The sequence below is a fragment of the Sneathiella chinensis genome (genome assembly GCF_012720115.1).
Taxonomy (GTDB): Bacteria; Pseudomonadota; Alphaproteobacteria; order Sneathiellales; family Sneathiellaceae; genus Sneathiella; species Sneathiella chinensis.
The window spans coordinates 307,381-326,482 of record NZ_VNWN01000006.1 but is presented as its reverse complement, the minus strand read 5'-3'; the positions used below and the strand labels follow the sequence as shown (position 1 = coordinate 326,482).

At 56.5% G+C, this 19,102-nt stretch carries 19 protein-coding genes; 12 read left to right on the top strand and 7 right to left on the bottom strand.

All coding sequences use genetic code 11. The features are described 5' to 3' along the window. Window positions 1-126 precede the first annotated feature (126 nt). Window positions 127-504 (bottom strand): acyl-CoA thioesterase, encoded by a 378-nt coding sequence (locus tag FQB27_RS11620; RefSeq protein WP_169561209.1) that lies wholly within the window; start codon window positions 502-504, stop codon window positions 127-129. A gap of 120 nt (window positions 505-624) precedes the next feature. Between FQB27_RS11620 and parE the strand changes: the two genes are divergently transcribed. Beyond that, window positions 625-2,586, top strand: a complete 1,962-nt coding sequence (gene parE, locus FQB27_RS11615) for a DNA topoisomerase IV subunit B (RefSeq protein ID WP_169561208.1) — start codon at window positions 625-627, stop codon at window positions 2,584-2,586. A gap of 88 nt (window positions 2,587-2,674) precedes the next feature. On the opposite strand, the gene FQB27_RS11610 is transcribed toward parE, so the two are convergent. Then, window positions 2,675-3,379, bottom strand: a complete 705-nt coding sequence (locus FQB27_RS11610) for an alpha/beta fold hydrolase (RefSeq protein ID WP_169561207.1) — start codon at window positions 3,377-3,379, stop codon at window positions 2,675-2,677. A 232-nt stretch (window positions 3,380-3,611) separates the two neighbouring features. Here FQB27_RS11610 and FQB27_RS11605 point away from each other — a divergent pair, with 232 nt between their 5' ends. From FQB27_RS11605 to FQB27_RS11595, 3 genes are all read left to right on the top strand, one after another. Then, window positions 3,612-5,066: a DEAD/DEAH box helicase gene (locus FQB27_RS11605; protein ID WP_169561206.1), complete on the top strand. Its 1,455-nt coding sequence runs from the start codon at window positions 3,612-3,614 to the stop codon at window positions 5,064-5,066. A gap of 123 nt (window positions 5,067-5,189) precedes the next feature. Next, on the top strand, window positions 5,190-5,432 hold the full coding sequence (locus FQB27_RS11600; RefSeq protein ID WP_169561205.1) for an Lrp/AsnC ligand binding domain-containing protein: 243 nt from the start codon (window positions 5,190-5,192) through the stop codon (window positions 5,430-5,432). Between the two features lie 31 nt (window positions 5,433-5,463). Then, a complete protein-coding gene (locus FQB27_RS11595; RefSeq protein ID WP_169561204.1) occupies window positions 5,464-6,327 on the top strand; it encodes an SDR family NAD(P)-dependent oxidoreductase in 864 nt (287 codons plus the stop codon). A 23-nt stretch (window positions 6,328-6,350) separates the two neighbouring features. Here FQB27_RS11595 and FQB27_RS11590 read toward each other — a convergent pair whose 3' ends face one another. Genes FQB27_RS11590 through FQB27_RS11580 form a run of 3 tightly spaced genes read right to left on the bottom strand, consistent with a single transcriptional unit; the run spans window position 6,351 to window position 9,136 of the window. Then, window positions 6,351-7,610 (bottom strand): TRAP transporter large permease, encoded by a 1,260-nt coding sequence (locus FQB27_RS11590; protein WP_206374595.1) that lies wholly within the window; start codon window positions 7,608-7,610, stop codon window positions 6,351-6,353. Continuing rightward, window positions 7,607-8,113 (bottom strand): TRAP transporter small permease, encoded by a 507-nt coding sequence (locus tag FQB27_RS11585; RefSeq protein WP_169561203.1) that lies wholly within the window; start codon window positions 8,111-8,113, stop codon window positions 7,607-7,609. Before FQB27_RS11585 ends, FQB27_RS11590 begins: the two co-directional genes overlap by 4 nt. 18 nt (window positions 8,114-8,131) lie before the next feature. Next, window positions 8,132-9,136 carry a TRAP transporter substrate-binding protein gene (locus FQB27_RS11580; protein WP_169561202.1) on the bottom strand — a complete coding sequence of 335 codons (1,005 nt, stop codon included), beginning with the start codon at window positions 9,134-9,136 and terminating at the stop codon, window positions 8,132-8,134. 308 nt (window positions 9,137-9,444) lie between these two features. Here FQB27_RS11580 and FQB27_RS11575 point away from each other — a divergent pair, with 308 nt between their 5' ends. The 8 genes from FQB27_RS11575 to FQB27_RS11540 all read left to right on the top strand — a co-directional run bounded on the left by FQB27_RS11575 (window position 9,445) and on the right by FQB27_RS11540 (window position 16,115). Continuing rightward, window positions 9,445-10,095: a TetR/AcrR family transcriptional regulator gene (locus FQB27_RS11575; RefSeq protein ID WP_169561201.1), complete on the top strand. Its 651-nt coding sequence runs from the start codon at window positions 9,445-9,447 to the stop codon at window positions 10,093-10,095. 70 nt (window positions 10,096-10,165) lie between these two features. After that, window positions 10,166-11,011: a TauD/TfdA dioxygenase family protein gene (locus FQB27_RS11570; protein ID WP_169561200.1), complete on the top strand. Its 846-nt coding sequence runs from the start codon at window positions 10,166-10,168 to the stop codon at window positions 11,009-11,011. 363 nt (window positions 11,012-11,374) lie between these two features. Further along, on the top strand, window positions 11,375-12,418 hold the full coding sequence (locus tag FQB27_RS11565) for a GGDEF domain-containing protein (RefSeq protein WP_169561199.1): 1,044 nt from the start codon (window positions 11,375-11,377) through the stop codon (window positions 12,416-12,418). A 138-nt stretch (window positions 12,419-12,556) separates the two neighbouring features. Continuing rightward, window positions 12,557-13,345: a 2-(1,2-epoxy-1,2-dihydrophenyl)acetyl-CoA isomerase PaaG gene (paaG, locus tag FQB27_RS11560; RefSeq protein ID WP_169561198.1), complete on the top strand. Its 789-nt coding sequence runs from the start codon at window positions 12,557-12,559 to the stop codon at window positions 13,343-13,345. Then, entirely contained in the window at window positions 13,345-13,803 is a 459-nt protein-coding gene (paaI, locus tag FQB27_RS11555; protein WP_169561197.1) for a hydroxyphenylacetyl-CoA thioesterase PaaI, read from the top strand. The genes paaG and paaI overlap by 1 nt, the downstream gene beginning before the upstream one ends. Window positions 13,804-13,815: 12 nt before the next feature. Further along, on the top strand, window positions 13,816-15,018 hold the full coding sequence (pcaF, locus tag FQB27_RS11550; RefSeq protein WP_169561196.1) for a 3-oxoadipyl-CoA thiolase: 1,203 nt from the start codon (window positions 13,816-13,818) through the stop codon (window positions 15,016-15,018). An 82-nt stretch (window positions 15,019-15,100) separates the two neighbouring features. Continuing rightward, window positions 15,101-15,796 carry a DUF2461 domain-containing protein gene (locus FQB27_RS11545; protein WP_169561195.1) on the top strand — a complete coding sequence of 232 codons (696 nt, stop codon included), beginning with the start codon at window positions 15,101-15,103 and terminating at the stop codon, window positions 15,794-15,796. A 97-nt stretch (window positions 15,797-15,893) separates the two neighbouring features. Then, a complete protein-coding gene (locus FQB27_RS11540) occupies window positions 15,894-16,115 on the top strand; it encodes a hypothetical protein (protein ID WP_169561194.1) in 222 nt (73 codons plus the stop codon). A 120-nt stretch (window positions 16,116-16,235) separates the two neighbouring features. Here FQB27_RS11540 and FQB27_RS11535 read toward each other — a convergent pair whose 3' ends face one another. Continuing rightward, entirely contained in the window at window positions 16,236-17,285 is a 1,050-nt protein-coding gene (locus tag FQB27_RS11535) for an alcohol dehydrogenase (RefSeq protein ID WP_169561193.1), read from the bottom strand. Between the two features lie 77 nt (window positions 17,286-17,362). Continuing rightward, window positions 17,363-18,868 (bottom strand): aldehyde dehydrogenase, encoded by a 1,506-nt coding sequence (locus tag FQB27_RS11530; RefSeq protein ID WP_169561192.1) that lies wholly within the window; start codon window positions 18,866-18,868, stop codon window positions 17,363-17,365. Window positions 18,869-19,102 lie beyond the last annotated feature (234 nt).

Genomic DNA, 19,102 nt, shown 5'->3' with positions numbered 1-19,102 from the left:
GGAAAACCTATTCGCTGGATCATGCCAGCATTGATCCAGCGGTGCCCTTGCAAGGCTGTTCCGGTGGATCAGAAATCTTGAGCTTCAAGAAGGCGCCGCTATCCCAAACGAACAGCGGCAACAGGATCAGGCAGTCGGGATTTCGCGGGGGCGGCCGTTGTCGTCGATGGCGACGAAGATGTAGGTTCCCTCGGTCACGGTGATTTCTTCCGGGTCCAGTTTGCGCGCCACGATGGTGGTCAGCTTGATATGCATGGAGGTGCGCCCCACCTTGACGATGTCGCCGTAAATACTGACCACATCGCCGACCTTGATCGGCTGGTGGAAGGTCATGGCCTCAACGGCGACGGTGACAACACGGCCCCGCGCCCGGCGGGCGGCCAGAACGCCCCCGGCAATATCCATCTGGGACAAAACCCAACCGCCAAAAATATCGCCATTATTGTTGCAATCCCGCGGTTGCGGGGCGGTTCTGATAATCGGATCACGTGTTTCTGAAGTCATTTTTTATAATACCCTGAGGACCAAACATAAAATTGCGTAAATTATACACTTTCAATCGGCTGAGAGAACAGTATTCTATCCCGTCTACAACAGGTAACCATTTCAGTTTGAAAACACATTATGTCCGACCTTTTTGAACAACCGAAAACCGAGACGTCCGACTATTCCGCCAAGGATATTGAAGTCCTTGAAGGGCTGGAACCGGTCAGAAAACGGCCCGGCATGTATATCGGCGGTACCGATGAACGGGCGCGCCATCATCTGGGCGCCGAGGTTCTGGACAACTCCATGGACGAGGCCGTTGCCGGATTTGCCTCCCGCATCGATGTTGAGCTTCACGCCGATGGTTCCCTGTCCATCCGCGATAACGGACGCGGCATCCCCATCGACCCCCACCCTAAATTCAAGGACAAGTCAGCGCTTGAAGTGATCCTGACCACGCTGCATTCCGGCGGCAAGTTCTCGAACAAGGTCTATCACACCGCAGGCGGCCTGCATGGTGTGGGTGTGTCCGTGGTGAACGCCCTGTCGTCAAAAATGGTGGTCGAGGTTGCCCGCGACAAGGTTCTGTGGCGCCAGGAATATTCCCGCGGCGCCCCGCTGACCCCGCTTGAAAAGGTGGGTGCGGCCCCGAACCGGCGCGGCACCATGATCCATTTCCATCCCGATGACGAGATTTTCGAGCCGGGCACAGCCCTCCGTCCAGGGCGGCTTTACCGCATGGTCCGCTCCAAGGCCTATCTGTACCGGGGTGTGGAAATTCGCTGGAAGGCGGCACCGGAACTGATCAAGGACGATACCCCGGCAGAAGACACCCTGCATTTTCCGGGCGGCCTGTCCGACTTTCTGGACGCCACCGTGGAAGGACGGCAAACCGTCACACAGGAAGCCTTTTCCGGCCGGATCGAGGTGGAGGGCGACAAGGGCCGCGTTGAATGGGCCATTGCGTGGCCAACCGACAGCCTGTCCTTTTTGAACTCCTATTGTAACACCGTCCCGACCCCTGAAGGCGGCACCCATGAAAGCGGTTTCCGAACCGCCCTCCTCCGGGGTCTCAAGGGATATGGCGAGCTGATCAGCAACAAGAAGGCAGCCCAGATCACTGCCGATGACATTCTGGGCGGGGCCTGCGCGGTTCTGTCTGTCTTCATCCCGGAACCGCAGTTTCAGGGTCAAACCAAGGAAAAGCTGGCGACGGCCGAAGCAGCCCGCATCGTTGACCTTGCCATTAAGGACCATTTTGACAACTGGCTGGCCTCGGCGCCGGATCAGGCCAATAACCTGCTGAACTGGATCATCGCCAAGTCAGAAGAACGCCTGCGCCGCCGGGCCGAAAAGGACACCAGCCGCAAGACCGCAACCAACCGGTTGCGCCTTCCTGGCAAGCTGGCCGATTGCAGCCAGCACGGCACCCACGATACGGAAATCTTCATCGTGGAAGGGGACAGTGCGGGCGGGTCCGCCAAACAGGGACGCGACCGGAAAACACAGGCCATCCTGCCGCTTCGCGGAAAAATCCTGAACGTGGCGTCCGCAGGTTCTGCCAAAATCAAGGCCAATCAGGAACTGACCGACCTCATGCAGGCCCTTGGCTGCGGCACCCGCGACAAGTACCGGCGCGAGGATCTGCGGTATGACAAGGTCATCATCATGACCGATGCGGACGTGGACGGCGCGCATATCGCCTCGCTGCTGATGACCTTCTTCTATCAGGAAATGCGGCAACTGATCACGGACGGCCACCTGTATCTGGCGCAGCCGCCGCTTTACCGCATCTCGCAAGGCGGCAAGACCATCTATGCCATGGATGATGCGCACAAGGACGAACTGATGGAAAAGGAATTCAAGGGCCGCGGCAAAATTGAGATCAGCCGCTTTAAGGGTCTTGGTGAAATGCCGCCTGCCCAGCTGAAGGAAACCACCATGAACCCGGCAAAACGCACCTTGCTGCGGGTTCAGGTTCCCCTGGAGGAATATGGCGAAACGGCCGATCGGGTCGATCACCTGATGGGTAAGAAGCCGGAGCACCGGTTTACCTTCATTCAGGAAAATGCCCGCTTTGCGGATAATCTGGATATCTAGCCTGCTGAATATCCATACCGACCTGCCCTTCGGGACAGGCGACGACAATAAAAAACGGGGGTGCCATCTGGCGCCCCCGTTTGCTTTTCTACCAGTCTAGCCACTCTCGCATCAGGCGGTTGGTTTCAAACGGTTTTTCCATGGTCGGAAGATGACCGCAATCCGCAATGGAATGGAATTCCGCATCCGGGATGGCATCGGCCATTTTCTTCTGGTGGGCCGCCGGGATCAGCGCATCTTCCGCGCCGGATACAACAAGGGTCGGGCACTGGATTTCCGGCAGCCGGTCCCAGTAATCGGTCCGGGTCATGATGGCCATTTCCTGCCGGATGAAGGCGTCGCGACCAATGTCCTGCGCCATATCATAAATGCGATTGACGAGGGCTTTATCCTCGAACCGGGACGGATGGATCAGGATCGGCAGCAGGCTTTCCGTCACCCCCTTGAAGGCCTTGCCCCGCTGTACCAGATTGATGAAATCCTGCCGTTTTTTCTTGTCAGCCGGGGAATCCGCATCGGCCCGTGTATCCATCAGCGCCAGACGGGACACCCGTTCCGGGGCACGAAACAGGATTTCAAGGGCCACATAACCGCCCATGGACAGGCCCGCCAGATCAAACACCGGCGGCGCGGTTTCCAGCACCCGGTCCGCAATGGCCGAAATGGTATCGTCAAGGGAATGATCGGCAACGGTTATATCGGCCAGATCGGAAAGGGCCTGTATCTGGTCCCGCCACAAATCTTCGGTACACAGAAGACCGGGCACAAGGATAAGGGGATTCTTTTCAGACATTTTTCCTGTCTTTACATGAACGGGTGCATCCGGGTTTTTCGGACACCTCAAAGCTACTCGGGTCATAAAAGCATAGATCAGACATAAAACAGAAGCATTAATGTGTGATTTTTGGGTCGCACCCGGTGTTTCGTGTGTCAAATCACAGGAAGTGTTTGACAGCACGGGTTTATTCACTAAATTGCGCAGTGATTTATAGTATTTTGATAATATTGTGGTAGTTGTCTAACGTATGACCTTTGCAGATCTCGGCCTCAGCACAGAGGTTCTTCGCGCCGTCGAAGACTCTGGATATACGACCCCTACTCCCATTCAGGAAAAAGCCATTCCTTATGTCTTGATGGGACGGGACGTCTTGGGCACGGCGCAGACAGGAACGGGTAAAACCGCGAGTTTTACTCTTCCCATGATTGACATTCTGTCCTCAGGACAGACGAAATCCCGTATGCCGCGCTCCCTCATTCTGGAGCCGACACGGGAACTTGCTGCCCAGGTTGCAGACAACTTCGAAAATTATGGCCGTTACACAAAGCTGTCCATGGCGCTGCTGATTGGCGGGGTTTCCTTCTCTGATCAGGAAGCCAAGCTGGACAAGGGTGTTGACGTTCTGATTGCCACCCCCGGCCGCCTGCTGGATCATTTCGAGCGGGGCAAGGTCCTGCTCAATGGCGTCAAGACACTGGTGATCGACGAAGCCGACCGCATGATGGATATGGGCTTTATTCCCGATGTGGAAAAAATCGTCTCCCTGATGCCGCCGCTGCGCCAGACCCTGTTCTTCTCTGCCACCATGTCCAAGGACATGCGCAAACTGGCCGACAAATTCCTGATGAACCCCAAGGAAGTGGAAGTGGCGGCTCGCTCCTCTGCGGCGACCACCGTGACACAGGGCCTGCTGACCGTCCTGAAACGGGAAAAACGCCCTGCCCTTCGCAAACTTCTTCAGGATGAATCGGTCAAGACCTCCTTCATCTTCTGCAATCGCAAGAAGGATGTGGATATCCTGCTGGGGTCACTGACAAAACACGGCTTCAATGCTGGCGCCCTACACGGCGACATGACACAAAGCCACCGCATGGAAACACTGGAAAAGTTCAAGTCTGGTGAAATCGCCCATCTGGTTTGTTCCGATGTGGCCGCCCGCGGTATCGATATTTCCAGCGTCAGCCACGTCTTCAACTTTGACGTTCCCACCCACGCCGAAGATTATGTCCACCGTATCGGTCGGACCGGCCGGGCCGGACAGGAAGGCCACGCCTATACCCTGGCCGCCAAGGGGGACGAAAAATATCTGGATGCCATCTACAAGGTCATCGGCAAAGAAATCCCGACCATCACCCTTGAGGGAATGGACGAGATTGCCGATGAAGGCAAGGAAATCGAGTCTCGCGGCCGGAAGCCGCGGAAATCCCGCTCCGAGGGATCACGGGGCCGCTCCTCGTCCTCTTCTTCCTCATCCTCTTCGTCGTCCTCATCCTCATCTTCTTCCTCGTCTGCGTCTTCCTCTGAACGCAGCCGCCCGGAAAACCGCTCCTCAGCGGATCGGGATGACTGGAAACCCAAGAAACAATCCCGTTCCCGTCGGTCCCGGTATCATGACGATGACGATGACACACCGGTTCTGGGTCTCGGCGATCACGTCCCGGCATTCTTCAATATTCCCATGCGGAAATCCGTAAGCGAATAAAAAACAAGGGTCTCGATTGAGGCCCTTTTTTATGGCCAATCCGCCCCCTATCCGGTTTTTTCCCACCCTTGCGGAAAACATGCTATGAACGGGAAAATATTCTGTTAGCGGGAGGGTGCGCTTGTGAAAACAATCTTCATCATGGTCAAATGTGAACTCGGCAAGGCCTATGTGGTTGCCAACGAAGCTGTTGTGTCCGTGGAAAATGTCTCGGAAGTCTACTCGATTTCCGGAAAATACGACCTGATGATGAAATGCTATCTGGATGACGATCAGGATACAGGGCATTTCGTGAACGAGCAGATTCAGACCCTGCCCCACATCAAGGACACCTTCACCATGATCACCTTCAAGGCATTTTCCTGACCTTCAGGCAAATGACACAGACAGGGAGCCAATGGTGACACGTTCAGACCTTGAAAGTGATCCTTGGACCAGCATCGGCCGCATGGTCGAACAGGCAAGGCAGGAAAAACCGCCAGAAGCAAACGGCCCCCTTTCCGGGCAGCATATCCTGATTGCCGGCGGCAACCGGGGCCTCGGGTTTCATATTGCCGAAACCCTTGCCGCACAAGGCGCCGCCCTGTCCCTGATGGCACGGGACCTTGGTACCCTGCATGAAAAGCGGGAACAACTTCTGGCCCGATTTGGCGGGCAGGTCCATGACGGCCTGCTTGATGTCAGGAACCCCGCCGAGATTGAGACCGCCCTTGAATGGGCCTGCAACCTGTATGGACCGCCCACAGCCCTGATCAATGCCACGGGGCTGCCCTGTACCGCCCCGTTTGACGCCACGGGGATCGACGACTGGAACACCATTCTTGATACCAACCTCACTGGTGCGCGTAACCTGATCGAGGCCGCCCTGCCCCATTTTCGTGAGAAGGGCCACGGATGCGTCATCAATTTCGCCCCGGCCTCCGTCCTTGACGGGGCACCGGGTCAGGCTGCCTATGCAGCGGCCAAGGCTGGCCTCTTGTCCCTTGGCAAGTCACTGGACAAGGAATTGGCGGACGACAATATCCGTTTTTTCACCCTCTGCCCCGGTATTATCCTGACGGCAGAAACAGAAAAGGCCCTGGACGACATTGCCGCCGCGCAATCCATGCCGGTTGCCGATGTGATCGCCCATGTGGCCACCGCCAACGGTCAGGCCCGATTGCTCGCCCCGCAGGAAATCAGCCGGGTGGTGCTGGATATCCTTCTTGGGCATCAGCAGGAACGCGTGATTTACCTTCCGGGCGATACAGCAGACGGTTAGGCCACCCCGCGCTCCCGCACCCATCACGTGGTCAGGAACAGGCTCAACCTTGGGAAATAGGTCACAAGCGCCACCACCACCAGAATGATGGCAATAAACGGTATCACGGACTGACAAATCAGCTTGAACCGCTCATTAAAGGCCGTCATGGAAATCATCAGGTTGATCCCGATCGGCGGGGTCAGGAACCCCACCTCCAGATTGACCACCATGATGATGCCAAGATGAACCGGATCAATCCCGAAATTGAGGGCCAGCGGCAGCAGGATCGGCGCCAGAATGAGAATGCCCGCATTGATATCCAGAAAACAGCCCACAATCAGCAGCAAAAGATTGATGGCCAGCAGGAAGGTCAGCGGGCTTTCCACCTGCGAGGCAACCCAGTTGGTCAAGTCTTGCGGCACCTGCTCCGCCGTCAACAACAGGTTGAGGCTCATGGCGACAGCCAGAAGCGGATACAGCGCCCCCAGCAGCTTGGCCGTTGAAATGGCAATGCCATAGAAATCCTGCGCCTGCATGTCCCGGTGAATGAAAATCTCGACGATCAGGGCATACCCAAGGGCAACAGCCGCCGCCTCGGTCGGGGAGAAATAGCCGGAATAAATCCCGCCCAGCAACAGAACCGGCATCAGAAGCGACCAGATCCCATCCCGCAGACACGCGGCCAATTCGCGAAAGTCGATCCTCTGGCGGGGAATGGAGCGGTTCCGATACAGCGCATACACCGCCATGATCCCGGTCAGGATCAGCCCCGGAACCACCCCCGCCTTGAACAGGTCCGTGATCGAGGTTTCCGTGACAATCCCAAACAGGATCAACGGGATAGAGGGTGGGATGACCACCCCGAGCGTACCGCCCGATGCCAACGCCCCAAGGGCAAATTTCTTGTCATAACCAGCCTTGACCAGGGCCGGATACATCACCGCCCCGACCGACAGCAGCGTCACCGCCGAGGACCCTGAAATGGCCGAGAACACCGCACAGGACAAAATGGTGGCCACCGCCAGCCCCCCCGGCAAGGGCGACGAGACAATGGCCACCACCCGGATCAGCCGTTCCGCAATCCGGCCCCGCGTCATCACATTGCCGCACAGGATGAACAACGGGATCGACAACAGGATTTCCTTGTCCAGCCCGATCCACATATCCTCGATGATATATTCAAGGACACCATCGCCAAAAAACAGATGGATATAGGCCGCGACGGAAAACAGGATCAGGACAAGGTTCTGACGCAGGATCAGAAGCAGAACGGGAAGCAGGATCAGCCCAAGAATTGTCACCGGATTTCCCTTCCCAAAGACGTGTCAGGCCGCTTCAGGGACGGGGCCACCGTAATCACCAGATATCGCAGCGAAATGGAAAAAAACGTATAGGGCAGAACCAGTTGCACCGGCCAGATCGGCCAGTCCAGAACCGGGGCAATATCCCCGTTTTCATAGGTCACCCGGACAAACCCCACCGCCAGATATCCCAGCCCCCCATATATCAGCGCCGACACCGCATCGGCCAGACGACTGAACATCTTTTCAAACAGGGGGGGAACCAGATAATCAAACACCTGGGGCCGGATATGGCTGTCATCCTCCGCCGCCAGCGACATCCCGAGAAACCCCGCAATGATGGCCGCGTAGACCGCGAAACGGGGTGCCCCGTCAATGCCCTGACTGAACAACTCCCGCCCGAGAATGTCCGCAAGCAGGCTGAGGGCGGTCACCGCATAGGCAATCACCGTCACCCCGGCCTCCAGTCTGTTTCTTGCTTTAAGTGCCCTGGCTAACCCCATGAAAAATCACACGAACCCTCAAGAGGAACAAGCGCGCTTGGCTTGCTGGATTTGCTCATAGACCGCGGCGCCCTTGTCCCCAAGTTCCTTTACGAGGGCAAGTCGCGCCTGCTCTCCTGCCTGCTTCCAACGGTCAAGCTCTTCTCCCTCCGGATGGACAATGCGCCCGCCCGCTTCCTCAAACTTGCCGAACATCATTTTTTCCGCCCCGCGCACCTGCTTGCGAAGGATGGTCGGGTCGACCCGGGCGGCCTGCATCTGCGTTTGCTCTTCCGGTGTCAGCTTGCTCCAGACCTTGCGGCTCATCAACACAACGCCCACCTGATGGGAATGATTGGTGGCAATCCAGTGCGGCGCAATCTTTCCAATCCCAAGGGAGGTAAACGCCAATCCCGGCAGGTCCGCACTATCCACCAGCCCGGTCTGAAGGGCCGAGGCAACTTCGGTGATCGGCAACATGACAGAGTTTGCCCCCACGCTTTCTGCGGTCAGCGAGGATGTCTTGCTGGGCGCCACCCGGACTTTCTTGCCGGACAGTTCGGTCAGGCTCTCGATCGGTTTTGCCGAGGCGTACCCCATCTGCCCCACTTCCGTCCAACCAAGGAAGACCAGATCCATTTCCTTGAACCGATCCTGAAACACCGCGTCCATATGATTGTCCAGTGCGCAGTCCGCCTGCGCCACGTTGTCCCAGATATAGGGTGCCGCCAGCAACGAGATTTCCGGAACGATCAAACTGGCCGCCGTGTTTGAAAAGGCCCCCATCTGGACACGGCCACGGGCCACCTGCCGAATGACATCCTGTTCGTTGCCAAGCTGGCTTCCCGGAAAGACATCGATTTTGACCGATCCGCCCGTCGCTTCCTGCACGGCGGCGGCGACCTGGTTCGCATGGGCCACCCACGGTGTCTTGACAGGCGCTGAGGTGGCATATTTCAACTTGGTTTCGGCAACCGCCGCCGATGTCCCTGACCCCAACGCAACGGCAACTGCGGCGCCGCAAAGCACTGCTTTCCAATTCATGATTTTCCCTCCCCTTCGGTCAATGATGGAGAGCGGCAGGGTCAAGCCATGAAGATCACTGATCCGCCACCGCCAAAATCACAACCAAAAGTTATATTTATTATTGTTAAAAAAACAGAACGAATGCAAGCAATCCAAATAAAATCATATTTAATACAGGTGTTTGATATTAATTCTATTGACACGCTAAGATTGCTTAAAGCATAACCATAGTCATGATTAGATTTTGTTCAAGTATTTTTTGTTAATGGAATTTCCATTGCCAACAAAATACCGGATCGGGTATGAAAGAGCCTATGAAGCTATCCGTGACACATAAAAGCGACGGGGTTAAACCCGCCCTCCAGGAACGCAGTCGGCAAAGGCGAAACGACCTGATCGACGCAGGAATGCGCCTGCTTTGCGAGAAAAATATCGCCGACATCTCGATCATCGAGCTGACCGCCGCTTGCGGATATTCCGTTGGCACCTTCTATAGCCGCTTTGAGGACAAGGAGAGCTTTTTCCGCGCCGTACAGACAACGGCCGTAGACCGTATGCTGCACCTGATCGAGGAAGGCTTTCAGGGCGAACACTGGAAAAAGGCCCCGCCCCGGAAGGTGTTTGAACGGCTTGTCGATTACACCATTGAAATGCTCAACAGCGAACTGAGCGGTGTGGTCAAGGAATCGCTTGTGGCCTCCCGCACGGACAAGGAGCTGTGGTACCCGATCCGCGACTGCGGACGCCGCATGGGTGACATCGTCTCCGATCTGCTGCAGGACCGGTTCCTGAAAGACAATCCCAGGGAAAGCCGGGATTCCATCCTGTTCGGCATGCAAATGTTCTTTGGCACCCTGATCCAGGCGATCCTGAACGATCCCGGCCCGATCAAGCTGGAAGATCCGCGTATGCGGAAAAACCTAACCCGAATGCTGACCCTTTACACCAAACTGGAGCCTTCCCCCCATACCACCTGAGTCCCGAGACGTACCGGTCGCCGCTTTTGGCCCCTAAAATATAATCATAATTATGATTAGGAGAAAAACAATGCCATCAGACTTCACCCATTTTCAGGTTACCCCCGCCAATCCAACCATCGGCGGCCATATTTCGGGAATTGATCTGAACGCGGATCTTTCCGACGATGTCTATGCCGAATTGAAGGCGGCCCTGCACCGGTACAAGGTTATCTTTTTTCGGAATCAGGACCTGTCGACGGATAAATACCTGAAACTGGGCCAGCATTTTGGCGAACTTGAAAACCACGAATTCTTCCCAAGTCTGGACGGCGTCCCCGAAATTCAGGTCATCACGGCAGAAGGCGGCAATACGGGCGTGGACAGATGGCATGCGGATGTTACTTTCCGCCCCAACCCTTCCGCGGCCAGCATCCTGCGGGCCCGGGACATCCCGCCCATCGGCGGGGACACCATGTGGCTGTGCAGCAATGCCGCCTTCCGCGGCCTGTCAGAACCATTGCAGGAACTGGTTTTGAAGCTGGAGGCCATCCATGACATGCGCATGGGCATGACCGGATATCTGGACCCTGATGTGGTGGAAAAGAACGCCCGCGAAAATCCCCCACGGCGCCACCCGGCGGTCATTGCCCACCCGGTCACGGGTGCGCCGCTGTTGTTTGTCAATTCCATCTGGACATCCGGGTTCGCCGGTCTCAGCAAGAATGAAAGTGACATGCTGCTTCAACTACTGATGGATCATGTCAAAAGCCCCGAATATCAGGTCCGTTTCAAATGGGAGGTGAATTCCATTGCCATTTGGGACAATCTGGCGACCCAGCATTATGCGCTTGGCGACTACAGCTATCGGCGGGTCATGAACCGTATGGTCGTGGGTGGCATCGTCCCTGAAGCCTACAATCCCGCGAAACGCTAGCACCCCCTCCCCCTGCCGCCGGGCACCAAAGGGGGCCTTTACTGCGCCCCCTCCCTCCGCCCCACAATGTTACAGAAAAGTTACAAAATAAACCCACAGAAATTCTGCGTTACAAAGATATTTGTTAAAATTTGCCTCAAGTTTCCGACAGCCCAACACCCGTTCAAATTTGGAAAATAAGGACTTCTTCTGTTTACTTTGCTGTCAAAGCATGGCATCTGTTCCGCAGGTTTATTTTGTAACTTTTCTGTAGATTAAGTTCGCCTGATTAACGAGATCGTAAACTTTTTCAGGCTTTTTTCCTGAGAGTAAGCGAGTCAGGATTGAAGCAGGAAGTCTGTAGTTTGCGAGGAGGCGGAGGCAATGGCGGTCAAGAAATCGTTTGATGAGGTGGCATCATTCGCCAGCATGACAATGGCATTGCTGGAAGAGCGCAAGATCAGCAAACTGCCCCAGAACTACACCATCTGGTACGAATATTTTGCCGATGAAAACCCGGATCTGAAACTGGCCGTTAACAGGCTGATGAAGGTCAATGGCCGCTTCACCGACCAGATCGCCCGCGAAATTTATGACGAGTTCTTCTCCCATGAAAAAGAGGGTCGCGCCATCCGGGAAACCAACCAGTTGGCCCAGCAATCCATGCAAACCGTCCTGCAGGGGATCGAGGCGTCCAGCAATGACCTATCGCAATATGGGGAAACCCTGAACAGTTTCGCCGAAAACGCCGGGGAGCTGAGCGCAGAGGAATTCACCCATTCGATCCAGAAGGTCATCAACGAAACCCGGCAGGTCTCCTCCCGCTCCGCCTCGCTTAACCAGCAACTGTTGCATGCCTCAACGGAAATCGAGACATTGAAAAAGCGACTGGAAGCCGTCGAGAAGGAAGCCCTGACCGATACCCTGACCGGCCTTGCCAACCGGAAATTGTTCGACCGCACCCTGTCCGAGGCCGCGAACCGGGCCAAGGCCTCTCGCAAAAAACTGTGTCTGGTCATGTCCGATATTGACCACTTCAAGACCTTCAACGACACCCACGGCCATGTCTTTGGGGATCAGGTCCTGAAACTGGTGGCCAGCACCATCAAGTCGGGCTTGTCCGCAAACGCCCTGCCCGCCCGCTATGGCGGCGAGGAATTCAGCATTATCCTGCCGGACACGGACATCGCCACCGCCGAAAGCGTGGCCGATGCGCTTCGTGCCTCTGTCTCCTCCAAGAAACTGGTGAAGCGCAATACCGGCGACGATGTGGGTCGCATCACCATGTCCTTCGGCGTTGCCGAATTCAATTACACCGAGGATTTGTCCGATCTGGTTGGACGGGCTGACAAGGCCCTCTATATGGCCAAGAAAACCGGCCGCAACAAGGTGATTGCCGACAAAAAGAAGATGGCCAAAGCCTGCTGACAGCAAGCCGCGCCTTCCACGCCCGGCAGAGCCACCCGCTTCCATGTGATACAAAATTGACTTCTTCTGCCCTTTTTATGTGTTATTTATAAAATAACAAAACAACATAAAGACAGCGGAGAAGAAGGAAGCGGGTTTATGACATATGAAACCATCCAGTTCAGCCTTGAGGCTGGCGTTGCCACAATCACCCTGAACCGACCGGACAAGCTGAATACCTTTACCGGGAAAATGCACATGGAATTGCAAAGCCTGTTCCCTGTGCTGGAGGGGGATGAGGTTCGGGCCGTCCTGATAACGGGCGCTGGCCGGGCCTTTGGCGCCGGGGCGGACCTCGGAGAGACCGCCAGCACCGATAGCGGCGATAAGCCGGACCTTGGCGCCACACTGGAGACCCAGTATAACCCGCTGATCCTGTTCCTGCGGGGGCTGGACAAACCGGTGATTTCCGCCGTCAACGGATTGGCCGCCGGGGCCAGCATGAGCCTTGCCCTTGCCGCAGATATCTGCCTTGCCGCCCGGTCCGCCTATTTCCTGCAGGCGTTCTGTCATATTGGCCTGATCCCGGATGCGGGTAGCACCTATTTCCTGCCCCGCCTTGTGGGATCGGGAAAGGCCATGGGTCTTGCCATGCTGGGGGACAAAATCCCGGCGGAAGAGGCGGAACGCATGGGACTGATCTGGAAAGTCTGTGACGACGAGGCCCTGATGGACGAGGCCCGCGCCCTTGCCACCCGGCTGGCCGCCGGCCCCACCAAGGGCCTTGGCTATATCAAGCAGGCCCTGAATGCCAGCCCTGAGAACAGCCTTGCCGAACAGCTTACCCTTGAGCGGAACCTGCAAAAGGCCGCAGGCGAAACCCATGATTTTGCCGAGGGGGTCATGGCTTTCCACAGCAAGCGCCCGCCGCAATTCAAGGGGTCCTGATGCCGCACGATCACCCGACAACCGATCCGCAAGCCCTTGCGGAAACCGTGGCGGCCGCCATGTATGAACGGGACAACACCGCCCGCCATCTGGGGATGGTCCTGACCCATGTGACCCCCGGCCGCGCCACCATGACCATGCCCGTGGCGGACCATATGCTGAACGGCCATAACACCTGTCACGGCGGGTATATCTTTACCTTTGCGGACACGGTTTTCGCCTATGCCTGCAACAGTTACAACCAGAACACGGTCGCTCAGGGCGCCCAGATTACCTATATTCGCCCGGTGGCCCCAAAAAGTTTGCTGTCCGCAACGGCAATTGAGGTTTCACGAACGGGCCGGACTGGGGTATATGATATCACGGTCACCGACCAGACCGGGACTACCGTGGCCCTGTTCCGTGGTAATTCGCACACGATCAAGGGGCAAATGGTCCCTGATCCGAACTCTAAATAAAGAAGAAAGAAAATGAAAACCGCATTTATCTGTGACGCTATCAGAACTCCCATTGGCCGGTATGGCGGCTCCCTCTCCGCTGTCCGCACAGATGACCTCGGCGCCATCCCCCTCAAGGCCCTGATGGAGCGCAACACCGGCGTAGACTGGAGCCGTGTTGATGATGTTATCTATGGTAACGCCAACCAGGCTGGCGAAGACAACCGGAACGTGGCCCGCATGAGCGCCCTGCTCGCTGGCCTGCCGGACACAACACCGGGTTCAACCGTCAACCGCCTGTGCGGCTCTGGCCTTGATGCGACCGCTGCGGCCGCTCGCCAGATCATGACCGGCGAAGCCAACCTGACCCTGTCCGGTGGCGTGGAAAGCATGAGCCGTGCACCCTTCGTCATGGGCAAGGCCACAACCGCTTTCTCCCGCAATGCCGAAATTTTCGACACCACCATTGGCTGGCGCTTCGTCAACAAGCTGATGAAGGAGCAGTATGGGACCGACAGCATGCCGGAAACCGCTGAAAATGTGGCTGACGACTATGGTGTGAACCGTGCGGATCAGGACCTGTTTGCCCTTCGCAGTCAGGAAAAGGCCGCCGCGGCACAGGCCAACGGCAACCTGGCCGAGGAAATCACCTCCGTCATCATCCCGCAGCGCAAGGGCGATGCCATCGTGGTCGACAAGGATGAGCATCCGCGTGGCACCAGCATCGAGAAACTGTCTGCCCTGCGCCCGATCGTGCGCCCGGACGGAACGGTTACTGCTGGTAACGCTTCCGGTGTCAACGACGGCGCCTGCGCCATCCTGCTGGCCTCCGAGGAAGCCGCCAAGGAATACAACCTGACCCCGAAAGCCCGCGTCATCGCAACCGCCGTTGCCGGTGTTGCACCGCGCATCATGGGCATTGGCCCGGCTCCGGCCACACAAAAGGTTCTGTCCATTGCCGGCCTGAAAATCGACGATATGGACATCATTGAACTGAACGAAGCCTTTGCCGCACAGGGTCTGGCTGTTACCCGCCAGCTTGGCATTGCCGACGATGACCCGCGCGTCAACCCGCAGGGCGGCGCCATTGCGCTGGGCCACCCGCTTGGCATGTCCGGTGCCCGTCTCGCCACCACCGCAACCTACCAGTTGCAGCGGACCGGCGGTCGCTACGCCCTTTGCACCATGTGCATCGGTGTTGGTCAGGGTATCGCCATGATCATCGAACGGGTCTGATAACCTGTTTCAAGGGGGCTGGAAGTCACATTCCAGCCCTTTTTTCTTTCCATTCAGAATGAAGGCATAACGGGAGACACCCATGACAGACGGCTTCCCCGGTTTTTCCAAGGACCTGATCACCTTCTATCAGGACCTGAAAGAAAACAACAACCGGGACTGGTTCCACGCCAACCGGGACCGGTACCGCGACGTTGTGCAATATCCCATGTCTGATTTTATCGCCGCCATGGCCCCGCGCCTTGAGGCCATTGCCCCCTGTTATGCGGCGGACCCCCGACCCAACGGCGGGTCCATGTTCCGTATCCACCGGGATGTGCGTTTCTCGAAAGACAAGAAACCCTATAAGGAACATGCCGCCTGCCAGTTTCGCCATCAGGCCGGAAAAGACGCCCATGCCCCCGGCTTTTACGTCCATATTGCCCTTGACGGTATCCGGTATGGCGGGGGTGTCTGGCTGCCACCATCACCGAAACTGGCCCTGATCCGCGAGGCTATCGACCAGAAACAGGAAGAATGGACAGCCCTTACCACCGACCCGGACCTTCTGGCGCATTTTGGCGGCATTCATGGGGACGGCCTCAAACGGGCCCCGAAGGGGTATGATCCCGACCACCCCCTGATTGAAGATCTGAAACGGAAAACCTTTTTCCTGATGCAGCCGGCCCCGGTTGAACGCATCCTCGACCCTGGCTTTATGGACGATGTTGAAGCGGCCTTTGAGGCGACCTCCCCCTTCATGCGGTTTCTGACCAACGCGGTTGAGCTTCCCTACTGATCATCCTTTAAATTTACCGCCGCAATAACCTGTTCTTAAGAAGTTTCGCGTAAGAATAAGGCATTCGGACCAGAAGGTCAGAGCAAGGAGTTGTGCCATGGTAGATGTCATCCAGTTTGAACCTGATTCAGCCGTCGATCTTTACAGCACCGCCCATCTGATGATCCTGCATCAGGGGGAAAATGCCATCCAGTTGTTGAACGAGGAAGCGGAAAATCTTCGCAACCGGGGCGCCCGGGAAGAACTGAATGCCTGCCTGCACCTGCTTCGCGTGGTTGAGGAACTGGTCGAGATGGAGGACAAGGGCCCCATCCATTAAGGCCCCGGTGAGCCGGACGCCAAAAGCCTCGCCCAGAACAGGGGTAGAGCAGCCCTTCAGCCATAAAAAAAGCCTCCGGTCTTCCAGAGGCTTTTTTCTTTTTGAGAAGGATGCCAAGGGTCAGTTTTTCAAGACCACACGTCCGACCACATTCCCTTTTTGAAGGTCCGTCAGGGCCGCATAGGCCTGATCCATCGGGCGTTTGTCCAATGTCAGCTTGCCAAGTTTACCCTGCTTGGCCAGTTCCATCAGGTCATGCATTTCTTCAAGGCTGCCCACGTAGGAGCCCTCGATCCCGATGGCCTTGATCGGGAACATGGCCAGCGGCATGGAGAACCCGCCGCCGAACAGGCCCACAATCACCAGTTTTCCGCCCCGGCCAAGCGCATTTGCGCCGAACTGGGCACTGCTTTCGGCACCGACAAAATCGATCGCCCCGTTGACACCGCCCCCGGCAACACGGCGAAGTTCCTTCAACTGGGCCGGATCGTTGGGATCAAACGCCGCCTCGGCCCCGGCATCAATGCCTGCCTGACGTTTTTCGGGATCAATATCCGCAACGAAAATACGGGCATTGGTCACGGATTTCGCGATGGCCATGGCCGCCAGACCAACCCCGCCGCAGCCAATAACCAACAGCGTCCCGTCATCGGTCAGGGACTTGACCCGGCGAAGCGCGCTGTAGGCGGTCAGGCCGGAACAGGTATAGGTGCAGGCCAGTTCTTCCGGCAGATCTCCGTAGTCCAGCAGATATTTTGAATGGGGAACCAGCAGATGGTCACTATAACCGCCATCCACATCCACCCCAAGGGCCTGCGGCTGGTTGCAAAGATGCATGTTGCCGGAAGCACAGATGTTACAGTTGTCGCAGCCAATCCACGGATAGACAACCCGGCGGTCACCGATGGCCACATCCTTGACGGCGTCACCGACGGCCACGACCTCGCCTACGATTTCATGACCCAGCGTGAAAGGCAGTTCCCGCTTGCCGCGGATATCCAGCTTCTTGTCACCGCCAAGGCCGAAATACCCTTCCCAGATATGGATATCACTGTGGCACACACCGCAGGCGGAAATCCGAACCAGAACCTGATTGCCGGAGACGGTCGGGTTTTCCTTTGTATTCTCGACGAGGGCTTCCCCGTATTCTTCGAACTGATAGCTTTTCATTATTTTTTTCCCTGTTTCAAGACGGGCAGGGTTTGTCCCCTGCCCTTTATTATTCTTGTTCATCAAACCCGGTCAGATCAGCCGATATTGATCCAGGTTGTTTTCAACTGGGTGTATTTTTCAAGCGCATGCAGGGAACGGTCCCGACCGTGCCCGGACTGCTTGTACCCACCGAACGGTGTGGACATGTCCACATCGTCATAGGTGTTGACCCAGACGGTCCCCGCCCGCAGGGACTGCGCCAACTGGTGCGCCTTGGAAATGTCCCGTGTCCAGACGGAGGAGGCCAGCCCGTAGATACTGTCATTGGCGATGCGGACGCCTTCTTCCATATCCTTGAAGGTAATGGCCGAAATGACCGGACCGAAGATTTCTTCCTGCGCGATCACCATGTTGTTGCTGACATTGTCAAAGACCGTCGGCTCGATATAGTACCCGCCGGTTTCCTGACGGACCTGATTGCCGCCATGATGCAGGGTGGCCCCGGCATCCTGACCGGCCTTGATATAACCCATGACACGCTGGGTCTGTTTTTCATCCACCATGGCGCCAACAATCGTTTTCGCATCCAGCGGATCACCCGGCTGAAGCTTCTTGGCCATATTGGTGATTTTCTCGACCAGTTCGTCCTTTACGGTGTCCTGCACCACCAGACGGGAGGCTGCCGTACAAACCTCACCCTGGTTGAAGAACACACCCATGGCGATTTTCTGGGCCGCCAGATCAAGATCGGCATCGGCCAGAACCACGCTCGGGCTTTTACCGCCGCATTCCAGACCAACCGCTTTCAGGTTGCTTTCGCCGGAATATTTCATGAACAGCTTGCCAACCTCGGTCGAGCCGGTAAAGGCCAGCGCATCCACATCCATATGCCGCCCAAGAGCCTGCCCTGCGGTTTCACCGAACCCGGTGACCACATTGAACACGCCTTCCGGAATGCCGGCTTCGGCCGCCAGTTCCGCGATCCGAATGGCGGTCAGCGGTGATTGTTCCGCCGGTTTCAGGATCACACTGTTCCCCGCCGCCAGTGCCGGGGCGAATTTCCACGATGCCATCAGCAGCGGGAAGTTCCACGGCACCACACAGGCAACAACGCCAATGGGCTCGCGGGTGATCATGGCAATGGATTTGCGGCGATCTGTCGGCGCAATTTCATCATACAGCTTGTCGATGGCCTCGGCGTACCATGTGACGCAGTTGGCGGCACCCGGAACGTCCACCATACCGGCCCATTTCACCGGCTTGCCCATATCCAGACATTCCAGAAGGGCCAGTTCGTCCTTGTTCTTCATCATCAGTCCGGCAAATTTCTGCAGGACTGCCTTGCGTTTTGCCGGTGCTGCCCGGGCCCATGCGCCCTTCTCGAACGCGGCCCGCGCCGCGACAACCGCCCGGTTCACATCTTCTTCGTCACATTCGGCAATAGAGGCCAGAACCCGGCCATCCACAGGGCTGACACATTCAAAGGTCTTACCCGATGCCGCATCCACATATTCGCCATTGATAAAGGCTTTTCCGCGAATGGTGATCTGACTTTCCAGTTTTTCCCAATCTTCCCGTGTGGGGGCAGGAGATGCTGACATTGATGACGTCCTCTCATTAGTTATTTTATTTATTTGTATGCGTTCACCATACCATAGACATGCCGTTAGAAAAGGGCTTCTTCCGAGACCCGGTTGATTTTTCGTACGGGCTTCCCTTTTCAGGAAAATTTCATTTTTCCCGCCCCACCTCTACCCATGATTTATGCCAAATGAAGTATATCTAATTTATCGTGTATTAAGCGCCAATTCATCTATATTAACTTAACCAAATTC

Bases quoted from the DNA above. Each gene is read 5' to 3' on its own strand.
- FQB27_RS11620 (WP_169561209.1), bottom strand. From the start codon at position 504: ATGACTTCAGAAACACGTGATCCGATTATCAGAACCGCCCCGCAACCG.
- parE (WP_169561208.1), top strand. From the start codon at position 625: ATGTCCGACCTTTTTGAACAACCGAAAACCGAGACGTCCGACTATTCC.
- FQB27_RS11610 (WP_169561207.1), bottom strand. From the start codon at position 3,379: ATGTCTGAAAAGAATCCCCTTATCCTTGTGCCCGGTCTTCTGTGTACC.
- FQB27_RS11605 (WP_169561206.1), top strand. From the start codon at position 3,612: ATGACCTTTGCAGATCTCGGCCTCAGCACAGAGGTTCTTCGCGCCGTC.
- FQB27_RS11595 (WP_169561204.1), top strand. From the start codon at position 5,464: ATGGTGACACGTTCAGACCTTGAAAGTGATCCTTGGACCAGCATCGGC.
- FQB27_RS11585 (WP_169561203.1), bottom strand. From the start codon at position 8,113: ATGGGGTTAGCCAGGGCACTTAAAGCAAGAAACAGACTGGAGGCCGGG.
- FQB27_RS11580 (WP_169561202.1), bottom strand. From the start codon at position 9,136: ATGAATTGGAAAGCAGTGCTTTGCGGCGCCGCAGTTGCCGTTGCGTTG.
- FQB27_RS11570 (WP_169561200.1), top strand. From the start codon at position 10,166: ATGCCATCAGACTTCACCCATTTTCAGGTTACCCCCGCCAATCCAACC.
- FQB27_RS11565 (WP_169561199.1), top strand. From the start codon at position 11,375: ATGGCGGTCAAGAAATCGTTTGATGAGGTGGCATCATTCGCCAGCATG.
- paaG (WP_169561198.1), top strand. From the start codon at position 12,557: ATGACATATGAAACCATCCAGTTCAGCCTTGAGGCTGGCGTTGCCACA.
- paaI (WP_169561197.1), top strand. From the start codon at position 13,345: ATGCCGCACGATCACCCGACAACCGATCCGCAAGCCCTTGCGGAAACC.
- pcaF (WP_169561196.1), top strand. From the start codon at position 13,816: ATGAAAACCGCATTTATCTGTGACGCTATCAGAACTCCCATTGGCCGG.
- FQB27_RS11545 (WP_169561195.1), top strand. From the start codon at position 15,101: ATGACAGACGGCTTCCCCGGTTTTTCCAAGGACCTGATCACCTTCTAT.
- FQB27_RS11540 (WP_169561194.1), top strand. From the start codon at position 15,894: ATGGTAGATGTCATCCAGTTTGAACCTGATTCAGCCGTCGATCTTTAC.
- FQB27_RS11535 (WP_169561193.1), bottom strand. From the start codon at position 17,285: ATGAAAAGCTATCAGTTCGAAGAATACGGGGAAGCCCTCGTCGAGAAT.
- FQB27_RS11530 (WP_169561192.1), bottom strand. From the start codon at position 18,868: ATGTCAGCATCTCCTGCCCCCACACGGGAAGATTGGGAAAAACTGGAA.